This is a genomic window from Pseudalkalibacillus sp. Hm43, from assembly GCF_054170705.1.
Genome location: NZ_CM135129.1, coordinates 401,569 through 426,587 on the forward strand (window position 1 = coordinate 401,569; position 25,019 = coordinate 426,587).

Consider the following 25,019-nt stretch of genomic DNA (forward strand, 5'->3'; position numbering starts at 1 on the left):
CAGCCCTTATTCGTTTATTCACGAAATTGTAATAGCTCTATACAGACATCCCCATGGGGATGTCTGTTATAATGTAGGAAGCTAATCAAAGAGAGGGCGTGACGCGTATGATGGAGTTTCTTTATTTTCCTGACGATAAGACAGAGTACATCCCCTCCGTCATCATGTTGATCATATTCATGGCAGGGGCCATCATCGCAACGATATTCATCCGTAAGCATTCCGCTAAGGAATTGAGCAAGTTCGAACAGGAACATCAATCCTTAAGTGATGAAAAGGTCTCTGAACCGTCAAATGAACGTAAATGAACAAAGGCTGCCTTCGAGGGCAGCCTTTTCTGTTGTTCACGATTCCGACTCTCCAGATTTGATATATCTGCGGTCTTTCATGAACAAGCGCCAGAAATAGATGAAACCAGGGATCAAGATCGCAAACCCGACGATGTAAGAGACGAACAATGCACGGAACATATTCGGATTCGTAAAACCAGACTCGATCGTCACGGATGGATATACGATATACGGAAGATGACTCGTGCCATATGCATAACTTGCGAGCAAATATTGGATGACGATAGCAAGGACTGCAAAACGCGGCATCTGTCGTTTCGTCCATAATAGAGCGTAGCCGATTAGAAAAACGATCACCGACGAGCCTAACCAGAAAGTGCGCTCCATCATGTTTTCATATAACCATGGAGCTTCCGTCCTGATCGCCAACATGATGAAAAAGGCGAACAATAGGACTACCGGTCCGATTAGCTGAGCATCCCGACGATAGATGACGAAGGCTTCATGGTCGTTCGCTACATTGGAATAATCATAGAGAAGAAGCGAAGACAGAAACAATGTACTGGAGATCGCAAACCCGACAAAGGCGTACGTACTCCAGCTAGTCCATAAAGCCATCATGCTCAATTGTTCGTTTCCATTGATCACATCGATGTAACCACCATGGGAAATCGGCAGAATCAGTATGAGTAGCCCAGGGATCAAGAATCCGGACACCCCTGAAACATATGTCAATATCTTCTCATACTCCTTAGCGGTATGGGAGAAGACGAGGAAGGCACTCCGGACAGCGAGCAATAGGATGACCATACTGCCTGGAATCAATAAAACCGTGCCCAACGTATAAGTTGCACCAGGAAAGAAACTGACGAGTGCGACGACGATCAGTACGATGAACACGTTCGTCACTTCCCATGATGGTGAAAGGTAACGGTTTGCGATTCTCGTCGCCCTCATCTGCCGTTTCCCGAGATAGATCATCGACCAGAACCCTGCACCGAAGTCGATGGTGGCAGCGACTGCATAGATGAACACGAATACCCAAAGTAATGTGATTGCGAGCAAAGCATCTGTCACTGAAAACCCTCCTAATTCTTCTCGATGTCCAATTCCTTTTCAATAGGATGTCTGCGGAAGTAATACCGAAGCACCAGGACGGTCGCGACCATCAAGATGATGTAGATGATGATGAAAAAGATGAACAAAGTACCCAGGTTAGTGGCCGTCGTCACGACTTCTTCCGTCTTCAAGACCCGATAGATGACCCATGGTTGCCGGCCAGTACAAGCAAAAATCCATCCGAATTCAATGGCAAGGATCGACAGAGGTCCAGCAGATATGAAGAGCACCATAAGCCAACGGGGGAACTGTTCCTTTTTGAAAATATGTCGGATCGCAAAACCGATCATCGATAGGAAGATCAACATCGTCCCGATACCGACCATAGCATTGAATAGTGTATGGACGAAAAGCGGTGGCCACAATTCTTCAGGATAGTCATTCAAACCTTTCACTTCCGTGTCGAATCGATCACCTGCAAGGAAGCTGAGCGCCCAGGGGATTTCAATCGCCCATTTCACTTCTTGTGTTTCACGATCTGTGAAGCCTCCGATCGCAAGCGGGGCATATCGTTGCGTTTCAAATAATCCTTCCGCGGCTGCCAACTTTTCCGGTTGATATTCATGTAATAGTTGTGCACTTTCATGTCCGTTCAAGGAAGTCGCTATTGAAAATATGCCGCCGACGACGAGACCGAGCATCAACGCTTTCTGATGAAAACGATAAGCTCTGTTGATCTTCCGTTCTTTCCACATTTTAAATGCAGCAATCGAGGCGATGACGAATGCGCCTGTCATGAACGCGGAGACTGCGACGTGTCCTCCCGTTACAAAAAAGCTGGGATTGAAGAATGCAGCCCATGGATCCACATCCACGAATTCTCCATTCTCGATCCGGAACCCAGCCGGCGTGCCTTCGAATGCATGGACATTCGTAATCAGGATTCCAGAGGCAGCCGCTCCTACGAAAACGAGAAACACACTTAATATCCGCATTGCAGGTGAGAGTCGATCAGCAGCATACACATAAATGGACATGAAGAGCGCTTCTAGGAAGAAAGCATAGATTTCGATCTGGAAGGGAAGGGCGATGACTTTTCCGACCACTTCCATGAACCCTGGCCATAACAGGGATAATTGGACACCTGCGATTGTCCCGGTAGGGATGGCAACCCCGAGCAGGACGGCGAACCCTTTCGTCCATCGGTTGGCCATGATCGCATAATCCCGATCCTTCGTCTTCTGATACATCAGCTCTGCAATAAGGATCATGAGTGGAATGCCGATCCCAAGAGTCGCGTAAATGATATGTACACCCATCGTCGTTCCGAATAGCGTTCTTGCAATCAATAAATCATCCATTTTGAATTTTCCTTTCGAAGTGCCAATGAATGGTAAGTCAACTGCTCTTATTTTGAACAACAAAGAATGATTTATTCGAAAAAAAGAACCGGCTAGTGAAAAGCCAGTTCTTGATCATTTCATTTCTCCATATAATTTCAATGCTTTTTCTCGCTGTGTCTTATGGTCAACGATCGGTTCAGGATAATCTTTACCGATTGTACATCCGTACTCTTCTTGATCAGACTTGCTCATTTTCCAAGGTTCATGGATATATTTTTTCGGTACGTCTTTCAATTCTGGAAGCCACTTCCGGATATAGGCACCCTCCGGATCAAACCGTTTACTTTGCGTTGTCGGGTTGAAGATGCGGAAGTAAGGCACAGCATCCGTACCTACAGAGGCTGCCCATTGCCATCCGCCGATATTGGATGCCGGATCATAATCGATCAATTTACGAGCGAAATATTGTTCTCCATAACGCCAATCCATTAGCAGATCTTTAGATAGGTAGGAAGCGGTGATCATTCGTAAACGGTTGTGCATCCAACCAATCGAATTCATCTGCCTCATGCCAGCATCGACAATCGGAAATCCAGTTTTCCCCTCACACCAGGATTCAAACAGATTCCGATCGAATCGCCAATCCATTCCTCTGTATTTTTCTTGTATTTCTTCATTTCTAGCATAAGGATATTGGGTGAGTACACAATTATAGAAATCTCTCCACGCCAATTCTTTCACATAAGTTTCTTTCGCATCGGAGTCGGATTCTTCCTCTACGAGTGAAAACAGCGTCCGGATGGACAGTGTACCTGTTCTTAAGTAAAAGGATAAGCGGCTTGTTGCATCTTTCGAAGGAATGTCACGCTTGTCATCATAAGAACCTAACCGTTCATTCACGAATTGTTCTGCGTCTTCGAAAGCCTTGGCTTCACCCATTCGTTCCCATTTCGCTTCACATCTTTTCAGAAGATTCCCGAAATTCGTACTCCTAATCTTGTCAGGTAGATGATGATGGTCCTTTAAGGTCTGGAGCGGAACTTGATAAGGCTGTGGTTTATCGATTGTGCGCCAGACTTTGTAATAGGGTGTAAACACCTGATACAGTCCGCCGTCATTTTTGCTAATGTCATAGCTTCCGTGAAGATTGTAATCGAGAAGCTGGTGGAAATCGATATCATAGGCCTCGCATAACTCTCTTACCCGATCATCCCGTTCTTTTCCATATCCCCATTCGTCTTCGTTCGTATATATCCCTTTGATATTTCCGACACTTTCTATCAGATGCTTGATCTGTTCTTCCGGTTTTCCTTCCATTATATGAATCGGAATTCCCTCTTTTTCACAGGTCATCCGGAAATGCTCGACTGTTTGGAAAAAGTAATCGTTGCTCAGATCGATTTCTTCAGTGAATGTCGGATCGACGATGAAAAACCCAAACCATTGCCCACCTGATTTTGTAAGCTCTTCGGCTAATTTATATAGCGCATGGTGATCTTGAAGGCGGAAATCCCTTCGGAACCATAATGCATAAACCTCATCCATTGGAACCACCCTAGTTGAAAGATTTGTCTTTATTCTACTGATAAGAACGACGTAAAGTCCAATCATAAGCGGAGGTTGAATTTATGGATGAATATGAAGGAAATCTATTGAGTGGGGAGTGGGATGCCGAGTCATCTCACTTTATACTGAAGCGGGTGAAACAGATTGAAGTCCAGTCCGTCTTGTCTCAAGGTCAATTCGAAAGGCTTCAGCGATATCTTGCTAACCATGGTGTTGAAGAATCTGTCATGATTACATTACATGACCAGATCCCGATCATCGTATCTTCAGAACAAAGAGAGGAGCTCGATTCTGACCTCCACGGAATCTCCCAATATTGGCATCAACAATAAAATTTCACGTACCGTGTGTAAAGAGGATTTTTGAATCGTACAGAGAACGTATATAAATAGAAGGAGGAGAGGGAATGGAGGAGTATTTGTACAAATTGACGCCTAAAAGGCAAGATTTCATCAATCAAATCACACCAGAGGAAGAAGAAATTCTACAGCAACACTACAAGTATTTAGAGAAGTTGCTTGAATCAGAAGAACTTATTCTGGCTGGACCATGTTTGGATGGCACACTCGGACTGGTCATTCTTCGCACGTCATCCCATGAGCGTGCGATGAAGTTGATGGAAGGGGATCCTGCTGTGTTGAACGGGATCATGGACGCATCGTTGCATCCTTATCGGGTCTCTTTGATGCAGCAGAACTCGCTACATATTGATGGATAAGAGGGGATGATTGAAAAATGGAATTCAAAAGTTATCAAGAGTTTTGGCCGTTTTATCTACAACAGCATTCCAAGCCAGCAACTCGTGCCTGGCATTTTGTAGGGACTAGTTTTGTATTCGTATGTATCGGTGTTGTCCTGTTGACGATGAACTTCTGGTATCTTCTCGCGGCACCGATCATCGCCTATTCATTTGCCTGGATCAGTCACTTCTTCATTGAGGGGAATAAGCCAGCTACATTCGGACATCCGTTCTGGTCGCTTCGTGCTGATTTCCAAATGTTCGGCAGTATTTTGACAGGGAACATTGGAAAAGAACTCGAAAAGCACGTAAAAAAAGAAAAAACGGCTTCCTAGGAAGACCGTATTATTCCATGATTTCACTTTCGACCAATTGATGAACTTCTTCAATCAATTGTCCAGGTGGAATGTTCAGATGTTCTGAAATGATGAAGATCGTTTTGACTGTAGGTACTCTTCTCCCGCGTTCCAACAAGCTGATGAACGACCGGTCGAAACCGGTTAATTCAGCCAGTTTGAACTGGGAGATTTTTTCTACAGTCCTATGTTTACGTATTACAAGGCCGATCGCTTGTTCCAACTTCATAGTAAGTCCTCCAAATGATTTGAAAAAATGACAGCGGACTATAGTCAACATTCTATATTTTAATACAGGTTTCGTCAGACAACAATATGAAATTCATTGATAGCAGAACCATACTTTCAAAATCGCTTGAACCGTCACTCGTTGAGGTTGAATTGGTGTTGTAGCAGCCTGGAGGAGTTCGGTTTTGTAAGGAATGCCATTTCGAGAGGCGGGTTGTTCCTGGACTTTCAAAGGGTTCTTTGTCATACGTACACCCATCACATTAGCAAGAGAACAAGCTTTTCCAAGAGCGTCTTCGTAAGCTTTTTGTAAAGCGACACAATAATAGTCAGATGGATTTGATAGCTCGAAAGATAGACCTCTTGCGACATTTGCACCGGCTTGGATGGCAGTGTCATATACTTCTCCTGCCATATTCATTTGATTGAGGCGTATGCGATACAGATGTTCGACTCGGAAGCCTTTTAAATTCGACTTCCCATCTTCATACTGATAAATGGGTTGTATATTATACTCGGTCGTTTCAATTTGGTTGGTAGGTACTCCAATATTTTGGAGAGCTTTCAAGACTTGTGTTGCACGGTATGCATTCTCTGTGGTGGCTTGTTTGACATCTTCATTCTCCGTCTGTACACCAATCGTCATGTAAATCTGGTCCGGATCTGCCTTGATTGTCCCTTCTCCGTACATTTCCATGACATGAGATAGGTGAAGGAGTTGATTTGCAGGTGTTTGATAAGGATACATACAAACATTCCTTTCCTTAACGGGAAGTCTATATAGTAGACTATGAGCCGGAGTGAGGCGGAAATGTGTAGGATTGAAAAATATTTTTGTTGTAGGTTTGACATTACCGCCAAGATGTTTTATAGTGGGGTTAACGCTATAAAGTTAGTTATATAGACAGTGGGTAGATTGAAGTCGTAGCTGCAAGATGTTGTAGACGATGATGGAATTGTTGTCTAACAACAGTGCAGGTACGAATTTTTTAATACAGCAAAAAGTATAACGTTTAACTTTAAGTGAAATTTGTAAGATTTTCAGGAGGTACAGTATATGAATACTGGTACAGTAAAATGGTTTAACGCAGAAAAAGGTTTTGGTTTCATCGAAATTTCAGAAGGTAACGACGTATTCGTTCACTTTTCTGCAATCCAAGGTGAAGGATTCAAGACTTTAGAAGAAGGTCAAAACGTATCTTTCGACATCGTTGAAGGCGACCGTGGACCACAAGCTTCTAACGTACAAAAAGTTTAATTGAGTTTTTTAACTGACTAAGACTTTAATGGGTGATGTACGTTGTGCATCACCCTTTTTGCGTTTATTAACGCAAATGCCTTCACCCAAATCAATGGAGGTTCCTCGACAAAAGAGGAACACATGCTCCTTACCAAACTACGTATGCATTGCCGCATACCAACCCCTCTATTTATTCTCCCAAAATGATTATTCCTAACAAGAAAAATTTTAAGAGTAGAAAGGAGAAAGGTAAGAGTTAAGCAATAACTGATTCACACTGGCGCGACCTAGGAGTCGTAAGGACGGAAGAGAGGTAGGGCTTTCGTTGTATGAGTTATCTGTTCATTCAAGTCTCGGGTTGTACATGCCTGATTTTGATCGGCATATAGTCACTTTATAGCAAGCGATCTATTCACTAGAGATAGGAGCATGAATCACTGGTTGGAGTGAACATCTCACGGTTTCATTCGACCAGACTTACATAACTGAAATAAATTCATCCGCCAATCTGAAGAAGAACCTTCATTCACACTCCTCAATAATGATCCCGTTCTTTTCTTTTCAACCATCCACATGTATGATGAATAGTATGAAAATTCAAAATTGAATAACGGATGCATTTATGAATAAATGTTTATCTATCAGGTATTCATAAGTAATCTTCATTCGGAAACATACAGTTAAAGTATTCATATTTGCATAACTCTAATCATGCATGTGGAGGGTTTTACATGAAGAAAGGTAAATGGAATGAAGCTGAGGCGATTCTTGACTCGCTACAAGACGATATTGTCGTTACCGATAGGAACGGTGTCATTGTGAAGGTAAGTGACTCAACTGGATTGATTTATGGGGTCAAATCCAAGGATCTGATTGGCAGATCGGTTTATGAACTTGAACAGGAAGGGCTTTTCTCCCCGCTTGCAACCCCATTGGTTCTAGAAGAAAAGAAGAAAGTCACATTTGTTCAAATGACGAATGAAAACAAAAAGCTGCTTGTAACGGGTGTACCTGTCTTCAATGAATCTGGTGAAATCTACAAAGTCGTCAGTTACTCGCATGACGTAACGGAACTTATGGAAATGAAAAATTATATGGAAAATCTCGAAGGTGAAATGGAGCGCGTCAAAAACGAATTAGAAATCCTTCGGAACCGCTTCAATCAAATTGGAGGCATCATATCAAAAAGTCCTCGCATGGAACAAGTATTGAAAACTTCCATCCAGGTTGCTTCAGTGGATGCAAATGTACTGATACTAGGTGAATCCGGAGTAGGAAAGTCGATGTTGGCCCAATTCATCCATAAAAAAAGCCACCGGAAAGAAGGGCCTTTCATAGAAGTCAACTGTGGTTCAATCCCTGATCAGTTATTCGAAGCAGAGTTTTTCGGGTATGAAGCCGGTGCCTTTACAGGTGCAAACCGGAAAGGGAAAGTCGGCTTGGTGGAACTGGCAGAAGGGGGTACCCTTTTCCTGGATGAGGTCGGAGAACTACCGATCGAGCAGCAAGTGAAAGTGTTGAAGCTCATTCAAGAAAAACAATTCTACCGTGTTGGAGGCACGAGGCCTCGCTTCGTCAACTTCCGATTGATTGCAGCTACAAACAAAGATTTGTTGGAAGCGGTAAATGCGAAACAGTTCCGGAAAGACCTCTATTTCCGATTGAATGTCGTTCCTATTACAATCCCATCATTGAAAGAACGGCAGGAAGATATTCTGCCTCTCATAGAGATGTATTTGAAACGCTTCTCAGAAAAGTATGACCGGATGCGCACCATTAATGATGAAGCGATGCGTCTGCTGCTGAATGCAGAGTGGGAAGGTAATGTGAGAGAACTGATGAATGTCATTGAACGATTAGTCGTCACGTCCGGAACAACAGTCATTTCCCCAGAGTACTTACCTGAATCCATCCGGACGAGGGAAGCTTCTTATTCCGATGAAACAGAGGGCACTCTTAAAACGATCATGGATGAGGTAGAAGAAAATATATTGAGAAAGGCACGGATCCGTTATGGTACGACGACAAAGATCGCTTCCGCTTTAGGAATCAGCCAACCTACAGTAGTCAGAAAATTAAATAAATACAAAATAAAGTGACCTTTTTGGCATGAAACTTGCAATTACCTAAGAGTAAGGAAGTACATTTTCCATGCAAAAGGAGTGATCGAGTTGGAAGCGAAAAAAAGACAAGTCGACTTACAGCAAACATCCACTGTATCGATACCTGATAGTGGAAGCCATTCTTTAGGCTCTTATTTGAAATTTATCATCCCATCATTGTTAGGTCTTCTCCTGTTTCTGATTCCAGTGTCCTTTCAAGGTAAAGTGACCATTGGAGTAGGAATACTGGCTGAGTCAGTCAACGGGTGGTTTGCCGACTATATCCCATCCTTCATGACAATCGTATTCGGTTTATCTGTTCTTCTCGTTATTTATGCGAAGATGGTAGATCCACTTTGGTTGAAAACACATCTATTCTTGAAGGAATTATTCGACATCCATCCATTTTGGTTCTCGATGAGAGTAGTCGGTTTACTGTTTGCAGTCATGACCTTATTCAAGATCGGACCTGAGTGGATATGGTCAGATGTAACTGGAGGGACTGTCTTATACGCACTTGTACCGGTGCTTGCCACGTGGTTCTTATTCGCTGGTCTTTTAATGCCATTGCTACTTGAATTCGGATTGATGGAATTCATCGGAACGATGGTCCAGAAATTGATGAAGCCACTGTTCCAATTGCCAGGTCGATCATCGATCGATGCAGTCGCATCCTGGATGGGTAGCGGAACGGTTGGCGTCCTCATCACAACGAAACAGTATGAGGAAGGCTATTACACGAAGAGGGAAGCAGCAGTTGTAGCGACGACCTTTTCGATTACATCCATTGCATTCAGTCTGGTGGTCATCAGCTTCATCGGTTTGGATCACATGTTTGTACCTTTCTATTTGACAGTTGTCGTTGCCGGATTGATCGCCGCAATCGTCTGTCCTCGAATCCCTCCGTTATCTAGAAAAAAAGATACGTATTATGAGCCGGTCGGAAAACAAATTGCGGAAACCGTACCAACGACTACATCCCGATTCAAATGGAGTATTCATCAAGGTGTTGAAAAAGCAGGCCAAGTGAAAGATTTCAAGATCGTGATTCATAAGGGATTACAAAATGTGCTCGATATTTGGTTCAGTCTTATCCCGCTTGTTATGGCGCTTGGTACACTTTCACTCATTATTGCTGAGTTTACACCATTCTTTTCATATTTATCTTATCCATTGATTCCCTTACTTGAATGGATGCAGATTCCCGAGGCATCAGAAGCAGCTCCTGCAATGATTGTCGGTTTTGCAGACATGTTTTTACCTGCCGTATTAGGAAGCGGAATTGAAAGTGAATTGACCCGTTTCGTCATCGCGGCTGTATCACTCACCCAGCTGATCTACATGTCTGAAATCGGAATTTTATTGATCAAATCGAAAATCCCGATTTCATTTTTGGAACTTGTCATCATTTTCGTCCAACGAACACTGATTACTCTTCCGGTCATTGTTCTCATGGCACACCTATTGTTTTTCTAAACGATTTGATTTCCTTAAACAAATGATTGAACTTGGAGGGATAGATTATGTCAATGTCAACTTATGATTGGAATCACCGTTTCGAGAAGATGCCCGATTTGTTAGCTCCCTCGATGGCGAAAGATCATCCGAATCTTCCTGTCGTGAAAGAGGAAGGTTGTTATTATTACGGTGCGGATGGGAAACGATATTTGGATTTTACTTCCGGGATCGCCGTTACGAATACCGGACATCGGCATCCTAAGGTCGTACAAGCGATCAAGGAAGCTGCAGATTCACTCGTTCATGGACCGTCAGGGGTCATCATGTATGATTCCATTTTAAAACTTGCAGAAAACCTCCAAACGATCCTGCCTGAAAAATTGGATTGCTTCTTTTTTGCAAACAGCGGTACCGAGGCTATTGAAGGTGCGATCAAACTGGCTAAACACGTAACCGAAAGACCTTTCGTCGTTTCATTTACTGGATGTTTCCATGGAAGATCGATGGGGGCACTGAATGTAACGACTTCTAAGAGTAAATACCGCAAGTTCCTCAACCCGACGGGGAGTTATCAAATTCCATATGTTGATTTGGATGAGTGCCCTTCGGGAGTCGATGACCCGATCGATTTCGTCGTTTCTAAATTGGAAAAGGACTTTGAAAAGCTATTCAGACATCAAGTATCCCCTGACGAAGTGGCATGTGTCATTTTAGAGCCAGTGTTAGGAGAAGGTGGGTATATCATTCCGCCATCTGAATGGTTACGAAAGATAAGGGAAATCTGTGATCGACATGATATTCTCCTCATATTCGATGAGGTCCAGACAGGATTCGGACGAACAGGGGATTGGTTTGCAGCACAGAAATTCGGGGTCACCCCGGATATCATGGCGATTGCAAAAGGGATTGCTTCGGGATTACCTTTGAGTGCGACAGTCGCCTCCAAAGAACTGATGAAAAAATGGCCACTCGGTAGTCATGGTACGACGTTTGGAGGTAATCCGATTGCCTGTTCGGCAGCTCTCGCTACACTTGAAGTGATGAAAGAAGAACAACTTTGTGCAAATGCAGAAGTCATGGGTGAATATGCCGTCCAAAGACTGATAGAGATGCAACAGAAACATCAGGACGTGATCCAAAGTATACGGGGTGTCGGACTGATGATTGGAATTGAAATCATGGATCCTCAAACCTATAAGCCGAGTGGAGACGCCTTACTTCGCATACTGGATCTCGCACTGGAAAATGGGGTGCTTTATTACTTGTGTGGGAATGAAGGGAATGTCATCCGGATGGTACCACCACTCATCGTAACGAAAGAACAAATTGATGATGGTCTACGGATGCTAGATGAAGCGATCACGATGTACAAAGAAGAGCGGAAGAGAGTAGCTGTCGGCATTTAGAAAATCAATAAGATTGAACATTCTATTAATGAACGGCCCGTTTGGGGTCGTTTTTCATTTTAAATAAATTGTAGTTTTCTGTCATAAGGTTTAATATTAGTTGTAGATAGGTATATGACGTGTAGGAGGTCTCTGAGATGCAACGAAATGAAAAACTATATACATTCCTTATGGAGAAAGCGTCCCAGTTAACAGATGATTGGTATGAATCATTAGATAAAAGTGATCCCTCAGGGGTTTACGCATCAAGCGACCCTGATGTAATCCAAAACCTGAAGAAGCAAAATTATGATTTCCACACGAATCTCATTCGAATTTTCAATGTAGAAGAGAAAGAATTTTTCAGGGATTTCGAAGAATGGGTGGTCAGTGTCGCCAGAGATAAAGAGCATCTCGAAACACCAACTCATTTCATCATGCGTGAATTCATCCGAGTCCGAAAGCAATACATGGATCTGATTGATGAATTCGTAGAATTGCATCCAGGTGAGTATTCATCTTCACAGATTCAGTTATGGAAAGATATGATTGCAAAAGAGTTTGACATTGCGATGGTGAGATTCACTGAGGAGAAGAACAACTATTTGAACGATCAATTGAACGCCCAGAAAGAAATGATCAACGAATTGAGCTCTCCAGTGATTGACCTTTCTGATAACAGAGGTCTACTTCCTTTAGTCGGGGACATCGATACACACAGAGCAAAAGTCATACTGGATAGTACGTTACAACAATGTGCAGACCGGAACATCGAACATCTTTACGTTGATTTATCCGGTGTGTTCATGGTGGATACGATGGTGGCACATGAGTTATTCCAACTCATCAGTGCACTGAAATTGTTGGGTGTCAAAACGACCTTATCCGGAATCCGTCCGGAAATCGCTCAGACTGCCGTTCAACTAGGCATCGATTTTGAAGATATCAACATGACTTCAAAACTTGCTATCGCTTTAAGTAAGTAATATCGCTAGATCTTGAAAGCACCCTAAATGTTGGTGCTTTTTTGTATGGAGAGACATTCTTACCATTCTTGTAGGTATCCCTTTTCCTACGAACGTTTATTCGATAAAATGGAGGGAGAATGGAGTGAACGGTATGAGATTCAGAAAAGATTTGAATGAGATTCTGAAAGTGATGAATCAGGATGATACGATCGCAGCTAACATCGCGCAATGGAAAACACTGCCCGAAAAAGAAGGCAAATCTGTTGAAATTCCAGAGCTTGTACACCCGAAAATTCGTCATGCTCTAGAGAGAAGAGGAATCAATTCTTTATATACACATCAAGCTACAGCTTTCGAGTCGGCAAGGAACAAGGAAAGCTTCGTAGCTGTAACGCCTACCGCTTCTGGAAAGACCCTTTGCTACAATCTACCCGTCTTGCAAGAGGTAGCGGAGAATGAAAACAGTCGGGCGCTCTATCTGTTCCCGACGAAAGCGCTGGCACAGGATCAGAAAAGTGAAATGAATGAGTTCATTGAAGAAATCGGATTGGATATCAAAAGCTATACGTATGATGGGGATACACCATCGAATATCCGGCAAGTGATCCGTAAGGCAGGTCATGTCGTCATGACCAATCCGGATATGCTGCATTCAGCGATTCTTCCTCATCATACGAAATGGGTATCCCTATTTGAGAACCTGAAATATATTGTCATTGATGAACTGCATACATACAGAGGGGTTTTTGGGAGTCACGTAGCCAACGTCATCCGCAGGTTGAAGAGGATATGTGCTTATTATGGAAGTCATCCTACGTTCATTTGTACATCCGCCACCATCGCCAATCCTAAAGAATTGGCGGAGAATCTGACGGGAAATCAAGTCCGGCTCATCGATAACAACGGTGCGCCAGTGGGAAGAAAGCATTTCGTATTTTATAATCCTCCGATTGTAAACAAACCTCTCAACATTCGGCGTAGTGCTACTCTTGAATCGAAAAAGCTTGCCTCTTTGTTTTTGGAAAATGAAGTTCAGACAATCGTCTTTGCAAGAAGTCGAGTGCGAGTGGAAATCCTATTGACCTACCTTCAGGAACTGATCAAGCGGAAGATCGGAAACAAATCGATCAGAGGCTATCGAGGAGGCTATTTACCGAAACAAAGGCGTGAGATCGAACAAGGGTTGAGAAGCGGCGAAGTAATGGGCGTCGTCAGCACAAATGCCTTGGAGCTTGGCGTGGATATCGGTCAGCTTCAAGTCTGTATCATGAACGGATATCCAGGTACGATCGCAAGTACATGGCAACAAGGCGGCCGTGCAGGAAGAAGACAGGGTGAATCTGTTGTCGTGTTGGTGGCAAGTTCATCCCCACTCGACCAATATATCATCCAGAACCCGGATTACTTCTTCAATCGAAACCCGGAAACAGCAAGAATCAATCCAGATAACTTATTGATTTTGGTAGACCATCTGAAATGTGCAGCTTATGAGCTACCGTTCAGAAATGACGAAACATTCGATGGCGTCGAGATAGACGAAATCATGTATTTCCTAACAGAAGAAGGCGTCCTGCACGAACAAGGGGATCGTTGGTACTGGATGAATGATTCTTTCCCTGCTCATAACATCAGCCTTCGCTCTGCATCCCAGGAGAACGTCGTCATCATCGACCAGACGGACGTCGCTAACGTCAAGGTCATCGGAGAAATGGATCGGTTCAGCTCTATGACACTTTTACATGAAGAAGCGATCTATCTACACCAAGGCATCCAGTACCAGGTGGAAAAGCTCGATTATGAAGAGAAGAAGGCATTCATCAGGGAGGTGGATGTCGATTACTATACGGATGCGAACTTAGCTGTTTCACTGAAAGTGTTGGAAGAGGACAAACAGAAAGGGTATCCTCGAATGGATGTGGCGTTTGGAGATGTTACGGTCAACGCGATGGCGACGATCTTCAAGAAAATCAAATTCGGTACACATGAAAATATCGGTTCAGGTCCGATATCGTTGCCGGAAGAAGAACTTCATACATCTGCGACATGGATCAGCTTCCCGCAAGAAATGGTAGAAGGGCTATCCGAACAGGAATTGGAAGAAGGGCTCGTCGGTATATCCAATGTCATGCGTCACGTTGCACCATTGTTCGTCATGTGTGATGTTAGTGACTTGCATGTCGTTCCGCAAGTGAAAGCTTCCCACTCTCAGTTGCCTACCATTTTCTTCTACGATCGTTATCCAGGAGGGATCGGTCTGAGCGAATACGTGTACGAACATATTACCGAAATTCTCAGTGAAGCTGAGCAAGTCATCAAAAGGTGCCCTTGTGAGAAAGGATGTCCGTCCTGTGTCGGAAATGAGATGCAGGCTACTGACATCAAAGGATTGGCATTACGATTTTTATCAGAAGGAAGGAACGATTCGAAACATGTCTTTACAAAATAAATTGAATCGTTTTAAAAAAGAGCTCACGCATGTCGGAACAGATAAGCAGAATATGGAAAATACTGCTCGAAAGGTTTCTCCTGCTCAAAAGACAGATCCTGCATGGACTTCATTTGATGCGATCCAGGCGACATTCGAAGATCAGTACTGTATACTCCGGGAGAAAACGTATGATTGCAACCATAAAATCGGCCCCTATCGAGTAGCGGATTTGTATGATTCCGTATCGCTTTGGAATGATTGGAATCAGTCCCACCCGCTTTCTTCAGCTGGAAGGAAAGCAGAGGACTTGTTGTTCTTTGATACGGAGACGACCGGATTGGGTACTGGAGCGGGAAATACGATTTTCCTTCTCGGCGTCGCGAGGATCATGGAAAACGCAATCCAGGTCAGGCAATATTTCCTCCCGGGTCCTGGCCATGAGACAGCACTTTACCACCATTTTCTGACCGATGTCCAAGATATGGGCAATCTGGTGACATACAATGGAAAGGCATTTGATTGGCCGCAAGTGAAGACAAGACATACATTTGTCCGAGACATGGTACCGAAACTCCCTTCATTCGGACATTTCGATTTACTTCATGCTTCACGACGAATATGGAAAAAGTCTTATGAATCGTTGCGTCTAGCAAATGTCGAACAAGAAATATTGAATATAGAACGGAAAGAGGACACACCAGGATATTTGGCTCCGATGCTCTATTTTGAATATTTAAGAGAGAAGGATCCTGCCATTCTGAAAGGTGTCTTTGAGCATAATGAACTCGATGTACTGACGTTGATTGCATTGTATACTCACTTATCCAATGTGCTGATTGGACAAGGGAAAGAAACGTTGAGTGCTGTTGAGCAATATGAAGTCGCTCGATGGTTCGAAGCAGTGGAGGATGTTGAAGAAGCCAAGCGAAGATATGTTGAATTGAAAGAATCCACACAATCGTTCAAAGCGAAAAAAGCGTTGGCACGCCTCTATAAGAAGGAAAAGAATCTTCCGCAAGCAGAGGTCTTGTGGAAAGAGGTCCTTGGTGAAAAGGAGGATCCAGAAGCTTTCATTGAATTATCCAAGATTTATGAACATACTCATAAGGATTTTGAACGAGCATTGCATTTTGCACAGAAAGGGTATGATACCTGGAAAAATGCAAACCGTATCATCCGAAGGAACGATGAAAAGGATCGATTGTCCTATTGTAAAAGGATTGAGCGTTTGGAAGGCAAAATAAGCTGAAAATTGAGGAAATAATGCAAATGAAATATTCCCCGGGTAAGCGCAAAAACCGATTCTTTTCGCGCTATACCGGGGTTTTTTACATGTTTAGAGACTTTTGTCATAGAAATATTGAAAAAAATGTCGAAACGCCCTATTATTATGAATGGATCATAACATTTTTAGGGGGAATCCGACATTGAGAAGGATGTTAGTTGCACTATTCTTTTTGATGATCGGCCTGACCGTATACTTCATGAACGTAGGTGCTTGACCATTTTCATCAGATGAGGGGGATAACGAGGCGGTTGCCTCAGACAAGTCTCATAGGTTTCTCATACATTAACTACAAAGCAGTAAATAATTCAAAAGGAGAATCTATGGGATGCAATATAATAAGCCTCAAATGATGTGCCCGGTGGTCCATCCACCCAAAAAGTGTGTCAAGCATTTCTGTCATTATAAGGTCGTGCCGCATATCCATCCAGTAATCGAAGAACACGTACACCACAACATTTACCAGCATAAGCATATGCAGAAACATTGTACAAAGTCTTGTTGTAAGACCCATCATAAACATTGTATGGTTCCGCCAAAGTGCGGTTGTCAACATGGCGGAGGCTATGAAGGCGGCTATGGTGGAGGTTATGGTCAAGGACCTCGCCCTTGGTGGTAAAGGTGTATGAACGGACCGAATTCTTTCGGTTCGTTTTTCTTTTTCCTATTTTCAAAAACATGATGGATTTGTCTTTTTTCTACAATTTTGGCAATGGAAAATGTGATACACTAGAAGGGAGTCCATTTCCCTATAAGAGAAAAGGAGTCGAGGGATGATTAAAGTAGTAGCTGTGACAGGGTATAAAGCGCATGAACTCGGCATATTTTCAAATAAGCATGAAGCTGTACCATACATACAAGGAGTCTTGAGAAATCGTCTGATCCAGTTGATAGAAGAAGGATTAGAATGGGTGGTCATGACAGGACAGCAAGGGGTCGAGCTCTGGGCTGGTGAAGTTGTCCTGCAACTGAAGGAGCAATACCCAGAACTTCAATTGGCAGTCCTGACACCATTCGAGGAACAAGAACACAAGTGGAAAGAAGCATCGCAAGAATATTATCATCAGATTCTTGAAGGTGCGGATTTCGTGGACAGTGTATCCAAAAAACCTTATGAAAATCCGGGACAACTACAAGCATGTAACCAGTTCATCATTGATAAGACAGATGCACTTCTTGTGCTATACGATCCTGATCAATCAGGGAGTCCTGAATATTATTTGAAGACTGCGCACAAATATCAGGAAGCGGGTAACGAATATCCTATATTATCGATTTCTTTTTTTGATGTGAACGACTATATTGAAGAACAGAAATCAAACACAGAGGATTGGGCAACATAAACATTAGATGAATATTTCTTGGAAGTTGGTATAATGTTTGATAGAACTTAGCGCATTTCCTCATTATGATATTATAAAGTACTAACGGGGTGACGGTATATATGGATAACAACAAACGTGTTCAATTAACATCAAAGGAAATTTTAGAAAAAGACTTCAAGTCGGGCTTTCGAGGCTATGACCAGGATGAAGTCGATCAATTTCTCGATCTTATCATCAAAGATTATGAACAATTCCAAAAGGAAATCGACCGTTTGACAGAAGAAAACAATAAACTGCGTAAAGAAGTCCAACGTGCAGGAGAACAGCCAAGGCAGCAAAGCAACGGTGCTGGAATCACGAATTATGATATTTTGAAACGCTTATCCAATTTGGAAAAGCATGTTTTCGGTAGCAAATTGTACGATTGATCCAAGGCTACATTCGTTCTGGTTATTATTTACATTGAAAACGTGATGAGCGTCATGTATAATGGAAGTTGACTCTAGCGGTCATATCGTTTGGGTAATCGCTGTACCTCCTTTGAGAGGTATAGAGGAAAGTCCATGCTCGCACAGTCTGAGATGACTGTAGTGTTCGTGCCTAATGAATTCATAAGTTAGGGTACTCTGGTCAAGACTGGAGTAACGGCAAGGAAAACACCTACGTCTTCGGATATGGTGTGAATACTTTGAAAGTGCCACAGTGACGAAGTCCTTCAGGAAACTGCAGGAGTGGAACGAGGTAAACCCCACGAGCGAGAAACCCAAATTACGGTAGGGGAGTCTTCTCGGAGGAATTGAACGAAGAGAAGAGCAGATGTTGGAGAACATCTGGAGATAGATGATTACCACCCACGTACGAGGAGCCTTGCTCTGCATGAGTACTGGGAACAGAACATGGCTTACAAAACGATAGACCGAAAGCCCACTTAAAAGGGCTTTTTTTTATTTTGTCGTTGATTTTCATAGAAATTCACTCCCTTTCCAAAGTTGACCGTGGGAGGATTGTGAATTTCCTTTAAATCACCTTTTTAGAATGACCCTTGAACTGTTATTCAGTATTATGTTGTTGGATTTGAAGCATTTTTGCATGTTTCGGGTATAATGGGAATGAACATACATAGGATTGGAGTCTTTATTAATGAATTTAACGTTGATTGCGACTGCAGCAATGGGGCTGGAGTCCATCGTAGCAAACGAAGTGAAAGCACTTGGATATGAAAACGTACAGGTTGAAAACGGGAAAATCATCATCGAGGCAGATGAGCGGGCCATTCCACGATTGAATTTGTGGCTAAGGACGGCTGATCGGATCAAAGTGCAAGTCGGCTCGTTCAAGGCACTTTCCTTTGAAGAGCTGTTCGAGAAGACGAAAGCCTTACCATGGGGAGATTACTTACCAGAGGATGCAGAATTCCCTGTCATCGGACGTTCAGTGAAATCCAAACTATTCAGTGTATCTGATTGTCAGGCGATTGTGAAGAAGGCGATTGTCGAAAATATGAAGGAAACGTATGGTGTTTCTGGCTGGCTCCCAGAGGACGGTGCGTTTTATCGTGTAGAAGTCGCTTTGCATAAAGACATCGCTACACTCACGATGGATACAAGTGGTGAAGGACTTCATAAACGTGGGTACCGCTACTTGCACAATGAAGCACCATTGAAGGAAACATTGGCAGCGGCATTGATTCAATTGACGAATTGGCGAGCTGATCGACCTTTCCTGGATCCATTCTGTGGTTCTGGCACCATTCCGATTGAGGCGGCGATGATCGCGAAAAAAATCGCACCGGGGCTCAATCGAGAATTCGCTTCTGAAAATTGGTCCTGGCTTGATAAAAAACTTTGGTATCAAGCAGTTGAAGAAGCCCACGACGTGGCTGACTTCGACCTCCCTGTAGATATCATGGGTTGCGATATCGACCATAAGATGATTGAGCTGTCTGAGAATAATACAGACGAAGCGGGATTAAAGGGAGACATCACATACAAACAAATGCAGATGAAAGATTTTCGCACCAAGAAAGAGTACGGATATGTGATTGGAAACCCGCCGTATGGAGAGCGTCTGAATGAACGAGATTACGTAGAAAAGCTTTATCGTGAACTAGGCGAGGTGTTCGGTGCACTGGACACATGGTCGCTCTATATACTCACATCACATGAAGGTTTTGAAGGCTTGTATGGCAAGAAAGCTTCCAAGAAAAGAAAACTGTATAATGGGGATCTTAAATGCCATTATTATCAATACTTCGGGAAAAAACCGCCAAGAAAACACGTCGAGGTTTAAGGATGACGGAAACCACCCATACTAAGTTAAGAAAGACTTAGAAGGGTGGTTCCTTTATGTACGAACGATTCACAGACCTCGAAAGGGTTTCGAAAGCGATGAAAGCGCTCGAACATATCAACAATGGAGATCCTTGTTACACGGAAACCTGTCAGCAAATTAAAAATCAATTGCACCAGGCCATCTCACATGAAACAGGTTACCACAGTGGAATGAGCCAATACTCCAACTTATACGATTGAAAAAGGAAGTGTCTGACCTCCCGAGGGACCAGACACTTTTTTAAATTTCACGTACCGTACTTAATTCTAAAATTATTAAAAGATGTTGGTCCTTAAAAGGGTTTTTTCGATTTTCGTCTAATTAGTAGGATGGAGCACTTTGATACTGGTATATAGAAGGGATTGTTACATATGACGAATACAACAGTACATAAGTCAGAACAAAAGTTCCATGAGCTTACACAACGAATTACAAGCTATAACGAAGCAATCGGTCTTATGGTATGGGATTTAAGAACAGGGGCACCTAAAAAAGGTGTAGAACAACGTTCAGAAGTAATCGGAATGTTATCATCTGAAGTCTTCAAGTTGTCCACATCAGACCAAATGAAAGAATGTCTGGATGCCTTATCAGATGATTCTTTACATCCGAATTTAAACCCGGTCACTAAACGTGCCGTTGAAGAGGCAAAACAAGAGTTTGAACGGAACAGAAAAATTCCGGAGGCGGAATACAAAGAATATATCATTACCCAATCCAAAGCGGAGAATGTATGGGAAGAGGCAAAAGCAAACTCTGATTTCTCCATGCTTCAACCTTATTTGGAGAAGCTCGTCAATTTCAAAAAGAACTTTGTGGGTTATTGGGGATATAATGAACACCCTTACAATACATTGCTTGACCTGTACGAACCAGGTGTTGATGTCAAAACGATCGATCGCGTCTTCAATCAATTGCGTGAAGCAATCGTACCGCTTGTACAGGACGTAGTCGCTTCCAAAAATCAACCGGATACCTCCTTTTTATTTGATCACTTTCCGGCAAGTCAACAGGAGGCATTCAGCATGCATGTCCTAGAGCAAATGGGGTATGATTTCAAGGCTGGGCGATTGGACACGACGAACCACCCGTTTGCAATCGGTTTGAACCCTGGGGATGTCCGTGTTACCACGAAGTATGATGAGAAGGATTTTCGTACAGCTGTATTCGGTACCATCCATGAAGGCGGGCATGCACTTTATGAGCAGAACATCAGTCAAGACTTGATTGGAACACTATTATGTACAGGTACCTCCATGGGGATCCACGAATCCCAATCCCTATTCTGGGAGAATTTCGTTGGACGAAACTACTCTTTCTGGGAAAACAATTATGATACGTTCAAATCCTATTCAAACGGTCAGTTCGACAACGTATCGATGGATGATTACTATAGGGCCATCAATGTTGCCGGACCATCATTGATTCGTATTGAAGCAGATGAGATGACATATCCGCTCCATATCATCCTTCGTTATGAAATCGAAAAGGGACTCTTCAGCGATCAAATCCAAGTGAAGGACCTTCCTGAAGTTTGGAATGACAAGATGAAGGAGTACTTAGGAATAGAACCGAAAAATGATGCAGAAGGTGTACTTCAGGATATCCATTGGTCTGGTGGAGACTTCGGTTACTTCCCGTCTTACGCACTAGGCTACATTTATGCTGCACAGTTGAAAAATGCAATGTTGAAAGACATCCCTGACTTCGATCAAAAACTGAAGGAAGGCAACCTTCTTCCAATTAAAGAATGGTTGACGAAGAATGTGCATCAACACGGTAAAATGAAAAAACCGATTGAAATCATCAAAGAAGTGACAGGAGAAGGATTGAACGCAGAACATTTAATCCAGTATCTGTCCGATAAGTACCGAGGCGTTTACAAAATCGGCTAAACTTAAAGAATCCCCATCTCCTCCTTTAGAGGTGGGGATTTCTTTGTTGGATCTTCATCAAGATCTCTTCTTTTTCTTTTTCATCGATGATGGATAATACATTCAGCAAACAAGTATAGTATGATAACTTCTTCTTGATATGGTTAGACATGAATATTCCCTCCATTTTTTGCATTAGAGCAACTTATTTAGTTGATTACAATATATGTTGCTGTAAGAAAAAGTGGAACCAACAAGTGCCTGTAATAGCAGGAAATCCATTACATCACCACGAATATTATATGGAGGATGTTTGAAAAAGGGCGTTTCGTGAAAGGTTAGAATTAAATACATTTCAATGGGAGTGGTATCAATGGCTTTTCAAAATCCAGATCAATCGAAAATAAAAGACATTCTTCAAACGAAAAAGAGAATCGCTGTTGTTGGGTTATCTGATAAACCCGAAAGGACATCTTATCAGGTTTCCAGCTACATGAAAGACAACGGTTATGAAATCATTCCTGTCAATCCGACAATTGAAGAAACCATGGGGTTGAAAGCTTACCCATCACTTAAAGATGTGGAAGGTCCTATTGATATCGTAAATGTTTTCAGACGTAGCGAAGAACTTCCGGCCATTGCTGAAGAGGCGAAAGAGTTACAACCTGATGTGTTCTGGGCGCAATTAGGGATATTTAATGAAGAAGCTGCGAACATGCTAGAAAATACAAAAACGACAGTCATCATGGATCGTTGCATTAAGGTTGAACACGCATCCATGTAAACGTAATGAACCACTCCACGCAGAGTGGTTCATTTTGGCTTTCAAAAGGAAAATTGAATGAAAACCACTCAAAACGGGCAAAACGAATGGTAATATAAGATTAGAACGGCTTAAGCCTTATGATATAATGGTTCATTGCAGGCATGAATAAAAGATAATAGATGTATAACCGATACTATTGATGAACAATGTAACAAGTAAAACGTTGTATGTGAACAAATGTTCTGATACGATACAATTAAAAAATGTTTGTCTGAGTTTTGAAAGGGGCACGAGGGTTTTGGCTACAAGAGAACAGCTTTCATATAATGATGATGCCATTCAAGTTCTGGAGGGTCTTGAGGCTGTCCGCAAACGACCTGGTATGTACATCGGAAGTACAGATAACCGGGGATTACACCATCTCGTATATGAAATCGTAGATAATGCAGTCGATGAAGCATTGGCTGGGTATGGGAATGCCATCACTGTCAAGATACATAAAGATAACAGCATCAGCGTCGTGGATGAAGGACGTGGGATGCCAACAGGTATGCACAAAACAGGTAAACCGACACCAGAAGTCATCTTTACCGTCTTACATGCCGGGGGGAAATTCGGTCAAGGTGGATATAAAACAAGTGGTGGACTACATGGTGTGGGTTCATCTGTCGTCAATGCACTTTCGGAATGGTTGGAAGTGACCATCCATCGAGACGGCGTCATATACCATCAACGGTTTGTGAATGGTGGAAAACCAGCAACGACGCTCGAGAAAATCGGTACAACTAGAAAAACCGGTACAATCGTACACTTCAAACCGGACCCGAGTATTTTCTCTACAACGACATACAACTTTGAAACGTTAAGTGAGCGTCTTCGAGAAGCTGCTTTCCTTTTGAAAGGCATGAAGATCGAATTACATGATCTAAGAGATAATGATAATGAAAAAGTGGAGTTCCAATTTGATACGGGAATCGAAGCATTCGTCAATTATTTGAACGAAGAAAAAGATACCTTGCATCCTGTCGTCTCTTTTCAGGGATTCCAGAATGCCATAGAAGTCGAATTCGCTTTTCAATTCAATGATGGATACTCCGAGAACATGCTATCCTTCGTCAACAACGTACGGACGAAAGATGGTGGAACGCACGAGTCTGGTTCCAAAACGGCAATGACACGCGTGTTCAATGAATATGCACGGAAAACCGGACTTCTGAAAGAAAAAGATAAAAATCTTGATGGTTCGGACATCCGAGAAGGCTTAACTGCCATCGTGTCGGTTCGGATTCCTGAAGAGAAACTTCAGTTCGAAGGTCAGACGAAAAGCAAACTAGGTACGAGCGATGCTCGATCATCCGTTGACGCGGTCGTTTCAGAGCAGCTCAACTATTTCCTTGAGGAAAATCCGAAAGTAAGTGAGATGCTCGTTCGTAAAGCTGTCAAAGCTTCTCAGGCACGTGAAGCCGCTCGCAAAGCACGTGAGGATGCTCGGAACGGCAAAAAGAAGAATCGTAAAGATTCCATGCTGAGCGGTAAGTTGACGCCAGCATCATCTCGTAATGCTAATAAGAATGAGCTCTATCTCGTCGAGGGGGATTCTGCAGGCGGATCTGCCAAGCAAGGGCGCGACAGACGATTCCAAGCGATTCTTCCGCTCAGAGGTAAAGTCATCAACACCGAAAAGGCTAAGCTTGCCGATATCTTCAAAAATGAAGAGATCAATACGATCATCCATGCCATCGGTGCAGGTGTCGGGGCTGATTTTACGATAAAAGATTCCAATTATGACAAAGTCGTCATCATGACAGATGCCGATACAGACGGCTCCCACATCCAGGTATTGCTGTTGACCTTCTTCTATCGTTACATGAAACCGATGATTGAAGCCGGTAAAGTGTACATCGCCTTACCACCGCTCTATAAAGTGAGCAAAGGAAAAGGCAAGAAAGAAGTCATCGAATATGCATGGGATGAAGACGGCCTCAAACAAGCCATCAAAAAAGTCGGAAAAGGATATACGATTCAACGCTACAAAGGTCTTGGTGAGATGAATGCGGATCAGTTATGGGAAACGACGATGAACCCGGAGACCCGTACACTCATCCGTGTGAAAATTGAAGATATCGCGAGAGCGGAACGTCGAGTATCCGTATTAATGGGCGATAAGGTCGAACCGAGACGTAAGTGGATTGAATCCAATGTCGCTTTTGGACTGGATGAAGAAACCAACATCTTAGAAAACGAGAACTTGGCTGTAGTTGAGGGGGAGTAATGTT

At 42.9% G+C, this 25,019-nt stretch carries 25 protein-coding genes and 1 other RNA gene; 20 read left to right on the forward strand and 6 right to left on the reverse strand.

What is annotated here, in order from left to right; genetic code table 11:
• Window positions 1-107: 107 nt before the first annotated feature.
• Window positions 108-308 carry a hypothetical protein gene (locus ACXQIQ_RS02125; RefSeq protein ID WP_439300373.1) on the forward strand — a complete coding sequence of 67 codons (201 nt, stop codon included), beginning with the start codon at window positions 108-110 and terminating at the stop codon, window positions 306-308.
• Between the two features lie 36 nt (window positions 309-344).
• Here the strand turns inward: ACXQIQ_RS02125 and ACXQIQ_RS02130 are convergent, their stop codons facing one another.
• From ACXQIQ_RS02130 to ACXQIQ_RS02140, 3 genes are all read right to left on the reverse strand, one after another.
• Entirely contained in the window at window positions 345-1,367 is a 1,023-nt protein-coding gene (locus ACXQIQ_RS02130) for a cytochrome d ubiquinol oxidase subunit II (protein WP_439300372.1), read from the reverse strand.
• 11 nt (window positions 1,368-1,378) lie between these two features.
• The gene (locus tag ACXQIQ_RS02135; RefSeq protein WP_439300371.1) at window positions 1,379-2,710 is read right to left on the reverse strand and encodes a cytochrome ubiquinol oxidase subunit I; all 1,332 of its coding nucleotides are present in this window, start codon (window positions 2,708-2,710) and stop codon (window positions 1,379-1,381) included.
• A 114-nt stretch (window positions 2,711-2,824) separates the two neighbouring features.
• Window positions 2,825-4,237: a cryptochrome/photolyase family protein gene (locus tag ACXQIQ_RS02140; RefSeq protein ID WP_439300370.1), complete on the reverse strand. Its 1,413-nt coding sequence runs from the start codon at window positions 4,235-4,237 to the stop codon at window positions 2,825-2,827.
• An 83-nt stretch (window positions 4,238-4,320) separates the two neighbouring features.
• Here ACXQIQ_RS02140 and ACXQIQ_RS02145 point away from each other — a divergent pair, with 83 nt between their 5' ends.
• The 3 genes from ACXQIQ_RS02145 (at window position 4,321) to ACXQIQ_RS02155 (ending at window position 5,332) form a co-directional block, all read left to right on the forward strand.
• Entirely contained in the window at window positions 4,321-4,590 is a 270-nt protein-coding gene (locus tag ACXQIQ_RS02145; RefSeq protein ID WP_439300369.1) for a hypothetical protein, read from the forward strand.
• 74 nt (window positions 4,591-4,664) lie between these two features.
• Window positions 4,665-4,976 (forward strand): YciI family protein, encoded by a 312-nt coding sequence (locus tag ACXQIQ_RS02150; protein WP_439300368.1) that lies wholly within the window; start codon window positions 4,665-4,667, stop codon window positions 4,974-4,976.
• A 17-nt stretch (window positions 4,977-4,993) separates the two neighbouring features.
• Entirely contained in the window at window positions 4,994-5,332 is a 339-nt protein-coding gene (locus ACXQIQ_RS02155; protein WP_439300367.1) for an Mpo1-like protein, read from the forward strand.
• A gap of 10 nt (window positions 5,333-5,342) precedes the next feature.
• Here the strand turns inward: ACXQIQ_RS02155 and ACXQIQ_RS02160 are convergent, their stop codons facing one another.
• Together ACXQIQ_RS02160 and ACXQIQ_RS02165 are read right to left on the reverse strand one after the other, a co-directional pair.
• The gene (locus tag ACXQIQ_RS02160; protein ID WP_226549287.1) at window positions 5,343-5,582 is read right to left on the reverse strand and encodes a helix-turn-helix domain-containing protein; all 240 of its coding nucleotides are present in this window, start codon (window positions 5,580-5,582) and stop codon (window positions 5,343-5,345) included.
• Window positions 5,583-5,675: 93 nt separating this feature from the next.
• Window positions 5,676-6,329, reverse strand: coding sequence for an SIMPL domain-containing protein (locus ACXQIQ_RS02165; protein ID WP_439300366.1), 654 nt, complete (start codon window positions 6,327-6,329; stop codon window positions 5,676-5,678).
• 309 nt (window positions 6,330-6,638) lie between these two features.
• On the opposite strand from ACXQIQ_RS02165, the gene ACXQIQ_RS02170 reads away from it, so the two are divergent.
• The 14 genes from ACXQIQ_RS02170 (at window position 6,639) to ACXQIQ_RS02235 (ending at window position 21,998) form a co-directional block, all read left to right on the forward strand.
• The gene (locus ACXQIQ_RS02170) at window positions 6,639-6,839 is read left to right on the forward strand and encodes a cold-shock protein (RefSeq protein WP_226549281.1); all 201 of its coding nucleotides are present in this window, start codon (window positions 6,639-6,641) and stop codon (window positions 6,837-6,839) included.
• Between the two features lie 713 nt (window positions 6,840-7,552).
• Window positions 7,553-8,920, forward strand: coding sequence for a sigma-54 interaction domain-containing protein (locus tag ACXQIQ_RS02175; protein WP_439300365.1), 1,368 nt, complete (start codon window positions 7,553-7,555; stop codon window positions 8,918-8,920).
• Between the two features lie 66 nt (window positions 8,921-8,986).
• On the forward strand, window positions 8,987-10,399 hold the full coding sequence (locus ACXQIQ_RS02180; protein ID WP_439301955.1) for a YjiH family protein: 1,413 nt from the start codon (window positions 8,987-8,989) through the stop codon (window positions 10,397-10,399).
• Between the two features lie 53 nt (window positions 10,400-10,452).
• Window positions 10,453-11,787: an aspartate aminotransferase family protein gene (locus ACXQIQ_RS02185; RefSeq protein WP_439301954.1), complete on the forward strand. Its 1,335-nt coding sequence runs from the start codon at window positions 10,453-10,455 to the stop codon at window positions 11,785-11,787.
• Between the two features lie 137 nt (window positions 11,788-11,924).
• The gene (locus ACXQIQ_RS02190) at window positions 11,925-12,752 is read left to right on the forward strand and encodes an STAS domain-containing protein (RefSeq protein WP_439300364.1); all 828 of its coding nucleotides are present in this window, start codon (window positions 11,925-11,927) and stop codon (window positions 12,750-12,752) included.
• 133 nt (window positions 12,753-12,885) lie between these two features.
• Window positions 12,886-15,180 carry a DEAD/DEAH box helicase gene (locus ACXQIQ_RS02195; protein WP_439300363.1) on the forward strand — a complete coding sequence of 765 codons (2,295 nt, stop codon included), beginning with the start codon at window positions 12,886-12,888 and terminating at the stop codon, window positions 15,178-15,180.
• A complete protein-coding gene (locus ACXQIQ_RS02200; protein ID WP_439300362.1) occupies window positions 15,164-16,411 on the forward strand; it encodes a ribonuclease H-like domain-containing protein in 1,248 nt (415 codons plus the stop codon). The genes ACXQIQ_RS02195 and ACXQIQ_RS02200 overlap by 17 nt, the downstream gene beginning before the upstream one ends.
• Before the next feature lie 388 nt (window positions 16,412-16,799).
• A complete protein-coding gene (locus tag ACXQIQ_RS02205) occupies window positions 16,800-17,066 on the forward strand; it encodes a CotD family spore coat protein (protein ID WP_458026077.1) in 267 nt (88 codons plus the stop codon).
• A 154-nt stretch (window positions 17,067-17,220) separates the two neighbouring features.
• A complete protein-coding gene (locus ACXQIQ_RS02210) occupies window positions 17,221-17,790 on the forward strand; it encodes a DUF1273 domain-containing protein (RefSeq protein WP_439300360.1) in 570 nt (189 codons plus the stop codon).
• 101 nt (window positions 17,791-17,891) lie between these two features.
• A complete protein-coding gene (gene gpsB / locus ACXQIQ_RS02215; protein WP_439300359.1) occupies window positions 17,892-18,200 on the forward strand; it encodes a cell division regulator GpsB in 309 nt (102 codons plus the stop codon).
• Between the two features lie 86 nt (window positions 18,201-18,286).
• An RNA gene (gene rnpB, locus ACXQIQ_RS02220) (RNase P RNA component class B) lies at window positions 18,287-18,681 on the forward strand.
• A gap of 231 nt (window positions 18,682-18,912) precedes the next feature.
• On the forward strand, window positions 18,913-20,061 hold the full coding sequence (locus tag ACXQIQ_RS02225) for a THUMP domain-containing class I SAM-dependent RNA methyltransferase (RefSeq protein ID WP_439300358.1): 1,149 nt from the start codon (window positions 18,913-18,915) through the stop codon (window positions 20,059-20,061).
• A gap of 56 nt (window positions 20,062-20,117) precedes the next feature.
• Window positions 20,118-20,303, forward strand: coding sequence for a hypothetical protein (locus ACXQIQ_RS02230; RefSeq protein WP_439300357.1), 186 nt, complete (start codon window positions 20,118-20,120; stop codon window positions 20,301-20,303).
• A gap of 171 nt (window positions 20,304-20,474) precedes the next feature.
• Window positions 20,475-21,998 (forward strand): carboxypeptidase M32, encoded by a 1,524-nt coding sequence (locus ACXQIQ_RS02235; protein ID WP_439300356.1) that lies wholly within the window; start codon window positions 20,475-20,477, stop codon window positions 21,996-21,998.
• 25 nt (window positions 21,999-22,023) lie between these two features.
• Here the strand turns inward: ACXQIQ_RS02235 and ACXQIQ_RS02240 are convergent, their stop codons facing one another.
• Window positions 22,024-22,149 carry a hypothetical protein gene (locus ACXQIQ_RS02240; protein WP_439300355.1) on the reverse strand — a complete coding sequence of 42 codons (126 nt, stop codon included), beginning with the start codon at window positions 22,147-22,149 and terminating at the stop codon, window positions 22,024-22,026.
• A 201-nt stretch (window positions 22,150-22,350) separates the two neighbouring features.
• Here ACXQIQ_RS02240 and ACXQIQ_RS02245 point away from each other — a divergent pair, with 201 nt between their 5' ends.
• On the forward strand, window positions 22,351-22,761 hold the full coding sequence (locus ACXQIQ_RS02245; RefSeq protein ID WP_439300354.1) for a CoA-binding protein: 411 nt from the start codon (window positions 22,351-22,353) through the stop codon (window positions 22,759-22,761).
• 280 nt (window positions 22,762-23,041) lie between these two features.
• Window positions 23,042-25,015, forward strand: a complete 1,974-nt coding sequence (parE, locus tag ACXQIQ_RS02250; RefSeq protein WP_439300353.1) for a DNA topoisomerase IV subunit B — start codon at window positions 23,042-23,044, stop codon at window positions 25,013-25,015.
• Window positions 25,016-25,019: the final 4 nt, after the last annotated feature.

Coding starts and splice junctions, on each gene's coding strand:
- ACXQIQ_RS02125 (WP_439300373.1), top strand. CDS start 108: ATGATGGAGTTTCTTTATTTTCCTGACGATAAGACAGAGTACATCCCC.
- ACXQIQ_RS02135 (WP_439300371.1), bottom strand. CDS start 2,710: ATGGATGATTTATTGATTGCAAGAACGCTATTCGGAACGACGATGGGT.
- ACXQIQ_RS02140 (WP_439300370.1), bottom strand. CDS start 4,237: ATGGATGAGGTTTATGCATTATGGTTCCGAAGGGATTTCCGCCTTCAA.
- ACXQIQ_RS02145 (WP_439300369.1), top strand. CDS start 4,321: ATGGATGAATATGAAGGAAATCTATTGAGTGGGGAGTGGGATGCCGAG.
- ACXQIQ_RS02150 (WP_439300368.1), top strand. CDS start 4,665: ATGGAGGAGTATTTGTACAAATTGACGCCTAAAAGGCAAGATTTCATC.
- ACXQIQ_RS02155 (WP_439300367.1), top strand. CDS start 4,994: ATGGAATTCAAAAGTTATCAAGAGTTTTGGCCGTTTTATCTACAACAG.
- ACXQIQ_RS02160 (WP_226549287.1), bottom strand. CDS start 5,582: ATGAAGTTGGAACAAGCGATCGGCCTTGTAATACGTAAACATAGGACT.
- ACXQIQ_RS02165 (WP_439300366.1), bottom strand. CDS start 6,329: ATGTATCCTTATCAAACACCTGCAAATCAACTCCTTCACCTATCTCAT.
- ACXQIQ_RS02170 (WP_226549281.1), top strand. CDS start 6,639: ATGAATACTGGTACAGTAAAATGGTTTAACGCAGAAAAAGGTTTTGGT.
- ACXQIQ_RS02175 (WP_439300365.1), top strand. CDS start 7,553: ATGAAGAAAGGTAAATGGAATGAAGCTGAGGCGATTCTTGACTCGCTA.
- ACXQIQ_RS02185 (WP_439301954.1), top strand. CDS start 10,453: ATGTCAACTTATGATTGGAATCACCGTTTCGAGAAGATGCCCGATTTG.
- ACXQIQ_RS02190 (WP_439300364.1), top strand. CDS start 11,925: ATGCAACGAAATGAAAAACTATATACATTCCTTATGGAGAAAGCGTCC.
- ACXQIQ_RS02195 (WP_439300363.1), top strand. CDS start 12,886: ATGAGATTCAGAAAAGATTTGAATGAGATTCTGAAAGTGATGAATCAG.
- ACXQIQ_RS02200 (WP_439300362.1), top strand. CDS start 15,164: ATGTCTTTACAAAATAAATTGAATCGTTTTAAAAAAGAGCTCACGCAT.
- ACXQIQ_RS02205 (WP_458026077.1), top strand. CDS start 16,800: ATGTGCCCGGTGGTCCATCCACCCAAAAAGTGTGTCAAGCATTTCTGT.
- ACXQIQ_RS02210 (WP_439300360.1), top strand. CDS start 17,221: ATGATTAAAGTAGTAGCTGTGACAGGGTATAAAGCGCATGAACTCGGC.
- gpsB (WP_439300359.1), top strand. CDS start 17,892: ATGGATAACAACAAACGTGTTCAATTAACATCAAAGGAAATTTTAGAA.
- ACXQIQ_RS02225 (WP_439300358.1), top strand. CDS start 18,913: ATGAATTTAACGTTGATTGCGACTGCAGCAATGGGGCTGGAGTCCATC.
- ACXQIQ_RS02230 (WP_439300357.1), top strand. CDS start 20,118: ATGTACGAACGATTCACAGACCTCGAAAGGGTTTCGAAAGCGATGAAA.
- ACXQIQ_RS02235 (WP_439300356.1), top strand. CDS start 20,475: ATGACGAATACAACAGTACATAAGTCAGAACAAAAGTTCCATGAGCTT.
- ACXQIQ_RS02240 (WP_439300355.1), bottom strand. CDS start 22,149: ATGTCTAACCATATCAAGAAGAAGTTATCATACTATACTTGTTTGCTG.
- ACXQIQ_RS02245 (WP_439300354.1), top strand. CDS start 22,351: ATGGCTTTTCAAAATCCAGATCAATCGAAAATAAAAGACATTCTTCAA.